General features: G+C 65.1%; 14 protein-coding genes. 1 reads left to right on the forward strand and 13 read right to left on the reverse strand.

The window, feature by feature from the left end; all coding sequences use genetic code 11:
- Positions 1–18: 18 nt before the first annotated feature.
- From ccoS to JN280_RS23555, 13 genes are all read right to left on the reverse strand, one after another.
- Positions 19–165 (reverse strand): cbb3-type cytochrome oxidase assembly protein CcoS, encoded by a 147-nt coding sequence (ccoS, locus tag JN280_RS23495; protein ID WP_202305780.1) that lies wholly within the window; start codon positions 163–165, stop codon positions 19–21.
- A complete protein-coding gene (locus tag JN280_RS23500) occupies positions 162–2,429 on the reverse strand; it encodes a heavy metal translocating P-type ATPase (RefSeq protein ID WP_202305781.1) in 2,268 nt (755 codons plus the stop codon). Before JN280_RS23500 ends, ccoS begins: the two co-directional genes overlap by 4 nt.
- Positions 2,426–3,211, reverse strand: coding sequence for a DUF2189 domain-containing protein (locus JN280_RS23505; protein WP_202305782.1), 786 nt, complete (start codon positions 3,209–3,211; stop codon positions 2,426–2,428). The genes JN280_RS23500 and JN280_RS23505 overlap by 4 nt, the downstream gene beginning before the upstream one ends.
- Positions 3,212–3,224: 13 nt before the next feature.
- On the reverse strand, positions 3,225–3,428 hold the full coding sequence (locus JN280_RS23510; RefSeq protein WP_202305783.1) for a hypothetical protein: 204 nt from the start codon (positions 3,426–3,428) through the stop codon (positions 3,225–3,227).
- Positions 3,425–4,294, reverse strand: a complete 870-nt coding sequence (gene ccoP, locus JN280_RS23515; RefSeq protein WP_202305786.1) for a cytochrome-c oxidase, cbb3-type subunit III — start codon at positions 4,292–4,294, stop codon at positions 3,425–3,427. Before ccoP ends, JN280_RS23510 begins: the two co-directional genes overlap by 4 nt.
- Positions 4,285–4,455, reverse strand: a complete 171-nt coding sequence (locus tag JN280_RS23520; protein WP_202305788.1) for a cbb3-type cytochrome c oxidase subunit 3 — start codon at positions 4,453–4,455, stop codon at positions 4,285–4,287. Before JN280_RS23520 ends, ccoP begins: the two co-directional genes overlap by 10 nt.
- Positions 4,456–4,459: 4 nt before the next feature.
- Entirely contained in the window at positions 4,460–5,191 is a 732-nt protein-coding gene (gene ccoO, locus JN280_RS23525) for a cytochrome-c oxidase, cbb3-type subunit II (RefSeq protein ID WP_202305794.1), read from the reverse strand.
- A 5-nt stretch (positions 5,192–5,196) separates the two neighbouring features.
- Positions 5,197–6,855, reverse strand: coding sequence for a cytochrome-c oxidase, cbb3-type subunit I (gene ccoN / locus JN280_RS23530; RefSeq protein ID WP_202305798.1), 1,659 nt, complete (start codon positions 6,853–6,855; stop codon positions 5,197–5,199).
- Between the two features lie 20 nt (positions 6,856–6,875).
- Entirely contained in the window at positions 6,876–7,316 is a 441-nt protein-coding gene (locus JN280_RS23535) for an RrF2 family transcriptional regulator (RefSeq protein ID WP_274609101.1), read from the reverse strand.
- Between the two features lie 469 nt (positions 7,317–7,785).
- Positions 7,786–8,334, reverse strand: coding sequence for a hypothetical protein (locus JN280_RS23540; RefSeq protein ID WP_202305808.1), 549 nt, complete (start codon positions 8,332–8,334; stop codon positions 7,786–7,788).
- 22 nt (positions 8,335–8,356) lie between these two features.
- Positions 8,357–9,280 (reverse strand): DMT family transporter, encoded by a 924-nt coding sequence (locus JN280_RS23545; protein ID WP_202315001.1) that lies wholly within the window; start codon positions 9,278–9,280, stop codon positions 8,357–8,359.
- 239 nt (positions 9,281–9,519) lie between these two features.
- A complete protein-coding gene (locus JN280_RS23550) occupies positions 9,520–9,942 on the reverse strand; it encodes a CBS domain-containing protein (protein ID WP_202305810.1) in 423 nt (140 codons plus the stop codon).
- Positions 9,943–10,188: 246 nt separating this feature from the next.
- Positions 10,189–10,710, reverse strand: a complete 522-nt coding sequence (locus JN280_RS23555; RefSeq protein ID WP_244741967.1) for a tyrosine phosphatase family protein — start codon at positions 10,708–10,710, stop codon at positions 10,189–10,191.
- 170 nt (positions 10,711–10,880) lie between these two features.
- Here JN280_RS23555 and mazG point away from each other — a divergent pair, with 170 nt between their 5' ends.
- Complete coding sequence (gene mazG / locus JN280_RS23560; protein ID WP_202305825.1) at positions 10,881–11,705, forward strand: nucleoside triphosphate pyrophosphohydrolase; 825 nt, start codon at positions 10,881–10,883, stop codon at positions 11,703–11,705.

The raw sequence follows: 11,705 nt of genomic DNA on the forward strand, positions 1-11,705 counted from the left end.
GAGACCCCGGAACGCTGACTAATCGTCCTCGTCGTCGAGGAGGATGCGCTCGGCTGCCCCGTCGAGATCGTCATACTGCCCGCTGCGCAGCGACCACAGGAAGGCTCCGAGTGCCGCTCCGCCAAGGAGAAGCGCGAGCGGGATGAGGAAGACCAGGCTGCTCATTCCGCTGCCGCCAGCGGTGAAATGGCGCGCGGGCGTGCCGCTCCGGTTGCAGCGGCCGGCTTCTGCGGCCTTCCGGCCTTGAGCCTCAACGCGTTCGCGACCACGACGATCGATGACAGCGACATCGCCAAAGCTGCAATCAGTGGCGTGACCAGGCCGGCGATCGCGATCGGCAAGGCGAGCGCGTTGTAGGCGATCGCCAGGGCGAAGTTCTGCCTCACAAGCCTCCCGGCTTCGCGTGCGACGGCTGTCGCTGTCGCAACCGCGCCGAGGCTTTCATGGAGGAAAACGAAGTCGGCTGCATTGCGGCCGATATCGGCGGCATTGGCCGGTGCCATCGAGACATGGGCCGCGGCGAGCGCGGGCGCGTCGTTCAGCCCGTCCCCGACCATCAGGACGGTGCGGCCGGCCTTGGCCAGGACTTTCAGGCGGTCGACCTTTCCCGCGGGCAGGAGGCCGGCGATATGATGCCCGATGCCCAGCCTTCGCGCGATTGCGGCAACCGCCGGCTCGCGGTCGCCGGAGAGGATCTCCATCGCGAGCCCTTCCCTTCGCAGCGCCGCAACGGCCTCGGAAGCACCTGTGCGCTCCCGATCCTCGAAGGTGAAGCTCGCGACAAGGCGCCCTCCCTCGCCGAGCACTGTTCCGAATCCAGGTGCCGCGTTGTCGTCGGACAGAACCCAATCGGCACGGCCGAGACGGAAGGTCGCCCCGTCGACCCGCGCCTCGATGCCGAGGCCCGGAAGTTCGGTTACATTGGAGAGCCCTACGTCGGGAAGGTTCCTGCCGGCAGAGGCCGCCGTCAGTGCCTTCGACAATGGGTGGCGGGAATGACCGGCCATGGCTGCGGCGGTGGCGAGCGCTGCCGGCGCGATCGACGAGACGCCAGCCAGCCGCGGTACGCTCGAGGTCAGCGTGCCGGTCTTGTCGAAGACCACCATGTCGATCTCGGCCAGGCGCTCGATGCCTGAACCGTCCCTCGCCATGATCCCGTTCTCGAACAGGCGTCGTGCGGCCACGACCTGCACGATCGGGACGGCGAGGCCCAGGGCGCAGGGGCATGTGATGATCAGCACCGCGATGGCGACGCCGATCGATCGATGCCAGTCGCCGGTTGCCGCCATCCATCCCAGGAACGTCAGGAAGGCGGCGACGTGGACGACAGGCGCGTAGAGCCGCGCGGCGCGATCGGCAAGCCGCCGGTAGCGCGCCCGCCCGCCTTCGGCAGCCTCCATGAGGCGGACCATCTCCGCGAGGAACGATGCTTGCGCGCCGGCTTCGGCGACAATGGTCAAGGGCCCTGAGAGGTTCAGCGTTCCGGCGATGACCGGCGCGCCGACCGCAACGCGCTGCGGGCTGCTTTCCCCGGTCGCGATCGCGCAATCGAGTTCGGAGGCCCCCTCCTCCACCCTGCCGTCGACCGGCACGCGGTCGCCGATAGCAAGCCGGATGCGCATTCCAGGTCTTATCTCGTCGACAGGAAGATAGTCGAGGCTGCCATCCGCCCTCAGGACCGTTGCACCGCGCGGAGCCAGCCGCATCAGCCCGCGCACTGCAGCGCGCGCTTTCTCACGCATCATGTGATCAAGAACGCGACCGATCAACAGAAAGAAGATGAGGGATGTCGCCGCGTCAAAGTAAGCGTGCTCTCCATTGTGCATGGTGTCGTAGAGGCTGAGGCCGAGGGCCAGCACGACACCGATTGATATCGGCACGTCCATATTGGTGCGGCCCTTGCGAAGAGCGCCCCAGGCGGAGCCGAAGAAGATCGACCCGGAATAGAGGAGAGCCGGCAGGGCCAGGAGTGCCGATATCGAATGGAAGGCATTACGGGTCTCGGGGTCTGCACCGGACCACACGGAGACCGAGAGCAGCATGATGTTCATGGCGCAGAAGCCTGCGACGGCGAGCGCCCGGACCAGACGCGACAGCTCGGGATCGCCGGTTTCGGCGCCTGCGTCGAACAGTTGCGCGGAATAGCCGAGCTCAGCCAGGGTCTCGATCAAGGGCGGAGGCTCTTCGCCGCGCCATTTGATCGCCACGCGTCGGGTCGACAGGTTCACCCGCACCTGGACCACATCAGGCAAACGTCGGAGCCCGCCTTCGATCGCCCGGATGCAATTGGCGCAATGGACGCCAGGGACCGAAAGGTCGGTCTGCCTGAGGCCATCATCGAGGGCGCGGCTTGCGAGCCGGATCTCCTCGCGCCGCGGCGCGCCGCCCAGATCGGCGCCGGCTTCGGCGCCAGGCGCGCAACAGCTCAATGGATCGCCCGGTAGCTGTGCCAGGTTGCGTGGCCGAGTAGCGGAAACACCACGATCAGGCCGAGCAATCCGGTCGCGACGCCGAGCAGGAACAGCACCAGCACGATGGCTCCCCAGGCGAGCATCACGGGCAGGTTGTTCCAGACCAGCGAGATGCTCGTGCCCATGGCGGTGAAGGCATCCGTCCGTTCGTCGAGCAGCATGGGCACGGCAAAGGTACTGATGGCGAAGGAGAAGGCGGCGAAGAGCCCGCCAACGACCGAACCGACGAGCAGCATGCCCCAGCCTTCCGGAGTCGTGAACAGCATGGCCGCGATATGGTCGAGGCCCGGGAACGGCCTCAGGCCGAAGAACAGGGCGTAGATGATCACGGCGGCGCGCATCCAGGTGAGCATCAGCAGGCAAAGGATCGCGCCGGTGTACCAGACCTGCGCGCCGGATGCGGCATTGACGAAGATCATGCGGCTCAGCGCGACCGGTGTGCCGGCTTCGATGTCACGGCTTTTCTGGTAGAGCCCGATGGCGAGCAGCGGCCCGACCACCATGAAGCCCGCAAGCGCGGGAAACAGGATGTAGTCGATCCCGAGCGCGAAAAGCCCCCATATGATGGCGATCGACACGGCAAAGACGGCCAGGCCGTAGAGAAGGCTCGGGCCGGGTTGCGTGGTCAGATCACGCCAGCCGGCACGCAGCCAGTCGAATGCGGCGCGAGCCGGCAGGTTCCGGCGCCGTCTCTCGCTGAGCGGCGGAAGCGCGGTACCGGTTTGATCGATGGTTCCCATGCCGTACTTCCTCCTAGCAGGCCGGCTTGGCCGCCCTGAAGGCGCCCGGCTCCCCGGCAACCTTCGCATGCGGCACGCAGTCGGGCTGCGAGCCGACCGCGACATAGACCAGATGCACATTCGCCCCGGCCACCAGGGCAATGCCGACGGCGGCGATCGCCAGGGCGAGCAGCCTCCAGTTGATCCGTGGCGAACCCGTTTCGGCCGGCGCGCTCATTTCGCCGCGCTTCCCAGCGTGCTCACATAGAGCGCCAGGATCTTGATATCGAGCGGCGAGAGGCGGCTTCCCCAATGGGGCATATGTCCCTGCCGTCCCGAATAGACCGACGTGTAGATGGACTGCGTGTCTCCGCCGTAGATCCAGTGGTCGTCGGTGAGATCGGGTGCTCCGACGTCCTGCTTGCCCTTGCCGTCGTCGCCGTGGCAGGCGACGCAATTGGCAATGAAGACCTCCTGCCCGGCCTTGATCTGGTCCGTATCGCCTCCGCCTTGCGACAAGGATTGCACATATGCCACGACATCGCCAATCTGCCGTCTGTCGAGTACGCCGTCCTTGCCGAAGGCCATCATCTGGGAAACGCGAGTATCGGGATCGGTGGAATTGATACCGACCCGGATCGTTTCCGCGATCGCTTCCGGGCCACCGCCCCACAGCCATGCCTTGGCTGCCAGGGATGGGAAGCCGGGCCCACCGGTGGCGGCCACGCCATGGCAGACCGCGCAATTGTCGTCGAACAGCGTGCGTCCGGTCTCGCGCACTTTCTGCATCAGCGCCGGATCGGCTTCGATCTGGGCATAACCCTCCGCCGTGACGCGATCGGTCCACGCGGCGCGCTCAGCCGCGGCTTCCTCGACCTGCCTGGCCACGACTTCACGCTGGTCGTTTCCGAGCAGCCCCTTCGTATAGGTCGACCACAGTGGCCATGCCGGCATCAATATCCAGTAGATCACCGCAAAGAGCGTTCCCGCCGCGAGGAAGAACAGCACGATACGAGGCACCGGTGTGTCCAGTTCCTCGATGCCGTTCCATTCATGTCCCGTGGTCATGCGGCCAGTGACGGGATCCTGCTTGCCTAGCTCCACGGCTTGTCGTCCTTGTCCAGGATGCTGCGCTTGGCGCGGTCGAAGCGCTTTTTATTGGAAGGCCAGAATGCATAGATCAGCACGCCGATCGCCAGGGCGATCAGGTAGAAAAGGCCCCAACTCTTCGCGAAGCCGACGACGGACTCATGATCGATTTCCATGGCGTCATTCCTCCACCTTGGCGGCCTGACGCTGCGCGGCATCGGTCAGCCGACCGAGTATCTGGAGATAGGCCACGATCGCATCCATCTCGGTGACCTGCGCGGCATCGCCGTCGAATGCGCGCACCGCGGTGGCTTCACCGTAACGTTCGGTGACCCCGCTGGAGAAATTGCTGTCAGGCGTCGCCTGACCGTAGGCGTCGTTGGCGGCACTGTCGATCATTTCCTGGGTGTACGGCACGCCGACCGCCCTCTGGGCGGCGAGATGCTCGCCCAGATCGTCGATCTTCAGGGGATTGCGCGCGAGCCAGCCATATTTCGGCATCACCGATTCCGGCACGACGTCGCGCGGGTTGATGAGGTGGGCGACATGCCAGGCGTCAGAATATTTGCCGCCGAGGCGGGCAATGTCGGGCCCGGTGCGCTTCGAACCCCACAGCATCGGATGATCGTATTTGGATTCCACGGCCAGCGAGTAAGGACCGTAGCGTTCGACCTCGTCGCGCAGTGTGCGGATCATCTGCGAATGGCAGGCATAGCAGCCCTCGCGGATGTAGAGGTTGCGGCCGGCGAGTTCGAGCGGCGTATAGACGCGCATGTCGGGCGCCTGCTCGACGGTCTCATCGATGGTGAAGAGCGGCGCGATCTCGACGAGCCCGCCAATGGCGGACACGCCGACGATGGCCAGCACGAAGCCGATGGCGCTGCGCTCCAGCTTGCGATGGAATTCGGGCATCGCGGTCACTCCCCGGCCTGCAATGCGCCGGCAGGCGGCGCGACGGGTTCGTCGGGCTCGCCCTCGGTTGTCGCGAGATCGCCGCGGGCGCTGCGGATGGTCATCCACACATTGTAGGAACCCACCAGCGCGCCGAGCAGGAAGAGCAGGCCGCCGATGGTCCGCGCAATGTAGTAGGGGTGCATGGCGACAAGCGAGTCGATGAAGGAGAAGGCCAGCGTGCCGCTCTCATTGTAGGTGCGCCACATCAGCCCCTGGATGATGCCGGAATTCCACATCGCGAAGACGTAGATGATGGTGCCGGAGAGCGCCAACCAGAAGTGGACTTCGACCAGCTTGGGAGAATACATCGCCTCCCGCTTCCACATCCACGGCACCAGGGCATAGATCGAGCCGAAGGTGATCATGGCGACCCAGCCGAGCGCGCCAGCGTGGACATGCCCGACCGTCCAGTCGGTATAGTGAGATAGGGAATTGACTGCGCGGATCGCCATGAACGAGCCTTCGAAGGTCGACAGGCCATAGAAGACCGCGGCCACCATCATGAAGCGCAGCGTGGCGTCGTCGCGCACCTTGTGCCAGGCGCCGTTGAGCGTGGCGAGCGCGTTGCCCGCCGACGCCCAGGACGGAACGAGCAGGACGACCGAGAACGTCATGCCGAGCGTCTGCACCCATTGTGGCAATGCCGTGTAGTGCAGATGGTGCGAGCCGGCCCACATATACATGAAGGTGATGCCCCAGAAGCTGATGATGGAGAGCCGGTAGGAGAAGATCGGCCGGCCGGCGCGCTTAGGCAGGTAGTAATACAACATGCCGAGAAAGCCGGCGGTGAGGAAGAAGGCCACGGCATTGTGGCCGTACCACCACTGCGTCATCGCATCCTGCACGCCGGAAAAGAGCGAATAGCTCTTGGCGTGGCTGAACGACACCGGCACGGCGAGATTGTTGACGATGTGCAGCACCGCCACGACCAGGATGAAGGCCATGTAGTACCAGTTGGCGACGTAGATGTGCGGTTCCTTCCGGCGCGAAAGCGTGCGGATGTAGATCAGGAAGTAGACGACCCAGACGACCACCAACCAGATATCGGCATACCACTCCGGCTCGGCATATTCCTTGGATTGGGTTAGGCCCATCAGGTAGCCGCTTGCGGCCAGGATGCAGAACAGGTTGTAGCCGAGCAGGACGAACCAGGGGCTGAGCTGGTCGGGCAGCCTTGCGCGCGAGGTGCGCTGCAGGACGTGGAAGGATGTCGCGATCAGGGCGTTGCCGCCGAAGCCGAAGATGACGCCACTCGTATGGACGGGCCGCAGGCGGCCGAAGCTCGCCCAGGCGGCGTCGATGGTCATGTCGGGCCATGCCAGCAGCGCGGCCACCCATACGCCGACGGCCATCCCGATCACGGCCCATATCATGGCCAGCACGATGCCGACTTTCGTCGGGTCGTCGTAATAGCGCGACAGCCGTGTCGCGTCCGGCTCCGGAGCATAGTAGGCGGCCAGCACGACGAAAGCGACGATGCCGGCGAAGGCGAGCACGACGAAGCCGTGCGCTCCCAGCGGATCGTTGCGCCCGGCCGCGGCCATCGCCAGGCCGCCTAGTCCGAGAAGGGCGAGAATGACCAGTGCAAGCTGCCGTTCGCCGATCGTGAGCCGTGAGGCCATGGACATCCCTTCCCCTCCTCTCAAGCCGCGTGCGTGTCGACGCCGAGAAGTGTTTCCAGCGCCGTCCTGTTTCGGACGACGTCGGCAAGCGTGTATCTGTCGAGAACCGCGAGATAGGCGGACAGCGCCTCGCCGAACATGCCCTTGAGCCGGCAGGCCGGAGAGATGGCGCAGCAGCCTCCGTCCCCCTGAAGGCACTCGACGAGGGCAAACTCCTCCTCGGTGGCCCGCACCAGCGCACCGATGCTGATCTCTGCCGGGAGCTTGGCGATCCGGATGCCGCCAGCCCTGCCGCGGACCGTGGCGATCAGTCCGAGCTTGCGAAGCTTGAGCGCGACCTTGAGCAGGTGGTTGCGCGACAGTTGATAGGCCTCGGCGACGTCGCCGACCGTGGAGACGCGGCCAGGGCGCATGGCCAGATAGATCAGCATCCGAAGCGTATAGTCGGTGTGGAAGGTCATTCGCACGGCATGCCCTCCCCTCGATAAGCCGCCGAAGACGAAGCCGTCCGGACAACGCCGCTGAAATGAGAGCCGGACGGCCCGGTGAGCACACGAGACGGGAGCCATGCCGAATGGACGGCACAGAGGCACACGTTCAGCCTGCGGCCGCCAGCCAAAGTCCATGTTGCCTCTCCAAACAACCTGGATTGCGGTTCCCGACGACTGCCCGCCTTGCCGGCGCGCAACGGATTCGATGGAGATTGTGTCATCACGTCTTGCAGCTGTCGATGGCGATCCCGCGCGCGAATTTAAATGGTATTCTACCTACCACTTTTGGCGCGCCGACGGACTTTGGCCAGCGCGCAAAAGGTCGCATGCATCGACCCGGCGCGGGCGGCTCGACGTCTCAGGCCGACCCGGACGCACCGGCGGCGAATGGACTATGAGAGGTCAATCTGATCCGCTGGCAGCGCCATCTTCCAGCGCCTCAGGTCTCCGTGCCGAGGTCCTCGAAACGGCAGAAATAGGTGGTTCTGTTGGTCGTGTCGCCATCGAGCGGAATGCCGCGCAGGATGACCGTCACGATCTCGCCGCCCGGTTTCGCGATGACTGTGCCTTTGATCACGACATCCTCATGATCGTCCGGCGTGAGCTCGAACGGCGTCTCGCCGTCGCGCGTCTCGCCCAGCCTGACATCGCCGAAATCATAGTCGCCCTCGGCCGCATAGGTAGGTTCCATGCGCGTCGGCGACAAAAGCAGGAAGAAGGACCCCGCTGCCGGATCGTTCTGGGGGATGGTGCCCCACAGCGACATCTCCGCCTTTTCGCGGGTCGGCTGGACACGGGCGACAAGGTCGCGGCAATCCTGATCCGATTTCGGCCCGCCGGGCTCCGGATACCAGAGATAGGTGCCGACGGGCGAATTGCTCCCGGGCTGCTGGGCAACAGCGGAGCCGGGCAGGATAAGGGTTGCAAGCAGCATCGCGGCCAGGCGCCGCGAAGGGCCGCCCTGCCCTGATCTTTCTCCTTGCCTCACCGGCGGCCTCCTTCCCTCGGCGTCAACGGCCGTCGCGCGGCACCGCCTCGACGGGCACGGTCTTGTCGACGACCTTCTGCCGGTGGAAGATGAACAGGCCGGCGAAGACGATGACGCCCGACCCGATCAGAATCTGGGTATCTGGCACATCGCCGAAGAAGATCAGGCCGAACACGGCTGCCCATAGCAGCAGGCTGTATTGCAGCGGCGCGAGCGTCGAGGCCGGCGCGAGCTTCAGGGCACGCGTGATCATGAGATGCGCGGCGCAGGAAACGATGCCGAGCAGCAGCATCGCGAAGAGGTCGAGCGCCGTCGGCGTCCGCCAACTGCCGATGGTGAAGGCCAGTCCCGCCACAAGGGCGCCCAGCGTCTGCCAGGTGACCAGCGTCGTGTCGCTGGTCGCTCTCAGCACGCGGTTCATGACGAGGCTCAAGGCGAAGCAGAGACTGCCCACGAGGGCGAACAAGGAGGCGAGCGACAGCGACGCCGAGGACGGCCGCAGCGCGATCACCACGCCGCCGAATCCGGCCAGGATCGCCACCCAGCGGCGCCACCCGACCTTCTCGCCGAGAAACAGATGCGATATCGCCGCCACATAGATGGGGCCGGCCATGTAGAAGGTCATGACGTCGGCGAGCGGCAGATAGGCGACGGCCGCGTAGAACAATCCGGTGTCCGCCGTCGCGGCGACGACGCGCAGCAGTTGCAGGCCTGGACGCTCGACTTTGAACAGGGCGCTTCCGCTCTGCCGCGCGATCATCGGACCGAGCACGATGAAGGCGCCGATCGAACGGATCAGCAGCACCTGGCCGACCGAAAAGCTGGCGACCAGCCATTTGCCCATGGCGTCGTTCAGCGCGAACAGGAAGTCGCCCAAAAGCATCAGCAGGATGCCGGCGAGAACGACGTTTGAGCCGGCACGGAAGAACGGGGTACGCGCAATCATCATGTCGGGCCGGCGCTGTGTGAAAGACGGAGCGGCTTCGCCGCCGCGCCGCTTTGCCATCCCAGATACGCCGGGCCAAATCAAGGCACCTTTTTGCGATACTCGGCACGCCGCAGACCGGCGCGACGCGCGGCCAGACCGAGCCGCGATCGTCCGTGGAAACGCCGGCTCAGTCTCGAAGGGGCAGGCCTCGCTGCGGGGTTTGCCCGGCGGCGTGACCGTCGCCGGGCGATCGCGGGTCAGTGATGGTGCGCCGAAACGCTCTTCATGCATTCCGACAGCAGATCGCTGGGCGCCGCGCGGCTCAAGTCGCCCATGCTGAGCATGCCGACCATCCGCATGCTCTTGTTGATGACGGGCAGTCTGCGGATCTTGAGTTCTTCCATATGCCGGACGGCCTTGGCGAGATCGTCGTCCTCACGGCAGCAATGTATGCCCGAGGTCATGACGTCGCGCGCCGTGGCTTTCCGACCGTCGAAGTCTTCCTCCGCCAGCCCGTTGCAGACGATGTCCCGGTCGGTGACCATACCGATCAGCCGGTCGTCTTCTCCGATGGGGATTGAGCCGATATCCTGATCCCGCATCAGCTTTGCGAGCTCGGCGACCGGCGTTTCGGGGCTGACCCATTCGACGCCCCGATGCATTGCGTCCTTGACTTTCATGGCGGCTCTCCGTTGCAGGAGTTGATGTGCTGGATGCACTGCTTTCCGCCCTCTCCGTGCCAATCCTAACGCGGAGCGGCGGCGACGGCCAATGACAATTGGTTTCGGAAACCGTATTCCTCTTTCCCGACTGGCAGGGTGAATACGGGTGTCACAATAGCGTTAGAAAATCAGAGTGTTACCGCACCGCCGGTGTCTAACATCTCGTATTCACTCGAGCGGGGCGCGGATGCCGCAACCGCAACGCTAGCTGATCGGCAGCGCGAAGGGAGTTCCCTCGAAAGCCTCCGCTCCGCGGCCGATTGCGGCAATCGCAGCGACCATTCGGCCGTCGCGCCTCAGCAGATCGTCCGCCAGGCCGACCAGCAACAGATTGGGCGTCGCCGAAGGCGACAGCGCTCGCAGCGTGCGGGCGAGCTCGTGCTCGTCGCGCCCGGGCGCCAGCGCCGCGGCAACGATGTAGGCCGCGGCCGTCGAGCGGCTGATCCCGGCGAAGCAGTTGATCACCAGCGGCGCATCGCGATCCCAGCGCCGCGCGAAATCGAGCAGCGCCTCGACATGGGCGCGGCCGGGCGGTGTCAGGCCGTCCTGCGCCGCGACGATATCGTTCATGGTCAGCCACAGGTGGTTTTCGGCGGCGATCAAGGCCGGCCGCCCGAAATCTGTTCCTGCAGTAAGAAGCGAGACCAGATGCCGTGCACCTGAAGACGTCACGGTCCCCTCGACCCTCGTCATGGGACAGACATGGATGGTGGCCGGCATTGCCATTGCTCCTTCTCCGGCGCGCCCATCGAACACGAAAGGGGCACCGATACGATGAACGGCCGCATCGTCGTCGCCGAAAACCGATTCCGATTCGCGGGCCGATACGGTAGAGGCCATTGATATGGCCCTTCATCGGCCGCACGGGAAGCAGGAACGAGAGGTAAACCGGGATCATGCAGCCATCGAAAGACATAGGCCGGCTCGTCGAGATCATGGCTGCCCTGCGCACGCCTGTCACCGGCTGCCCATGGGACGTCGAACAGACCTTCTCGACGATCGCGCCCTACACGCTGGAGGAGGCCTACGAGGTCGCCGATGCGATCGAACGCGGCGATATGGCCGACCTGCGCGAGGAACTCGGCGATCTCCTGCTGCAGGTGGTCTTCCACGCCCGGATGGCCGAGGAGCAGCGGGAATTCGACTTCGGCGACGTGGTGAAGACGATCACGACCAAGATGATCCGTCGTCATCCGCACGTCTTCGGTGATGCCGAGGCGCGCGCCGCCGGCTCCGCGAAAGGCATGTGGGATCGCATCAAGGCCGAGGAGAAGGCCGAAAAACACGCTGCTCGTCTGGCGCGGGGCCGCGATCCGGAGGATCACGGCCGGGGGTACCTCGACGGCGTTCCCGTCGGACTGCCGGCCCTCACCCGCGCGCTTAAGCTGCAGCAACAGGCCGCACGCGTCGGTTTCGACTGGAAGGATGCAAAGCCGATCCTCGACAAGATCGAGGAGGAGATCACCGAACTGCGCGAGGCGATGGAGAAGGGCGATACGGCAGCCGTCACCGACGAATTCGGCGACGTGCTGTTTGCCCTGGTCAATTTCGGCAGGCATCTCGATATCGACGCTGAGACCGCCCTTCGCGGCACCAATGGGAAGTTCCGCTCGCGGCTGCACCATGTCGAGAGGGCGCTCGAGGCGCGGGGCAGCAGCCTGGAGGCGGCCGATCTCGATGAGATGGAAGCCCTCTGGCAGCAGGCAAAGAAGGCGAAGTAA

Source organism: Mesorhizobium sp. L-8-10, assembly GCF_016756635.1.
Lineage (GTDB): Bacteria > Pseudomonadota > Alphaproteobacteria > Rhizobiales > Rhizobiaceae.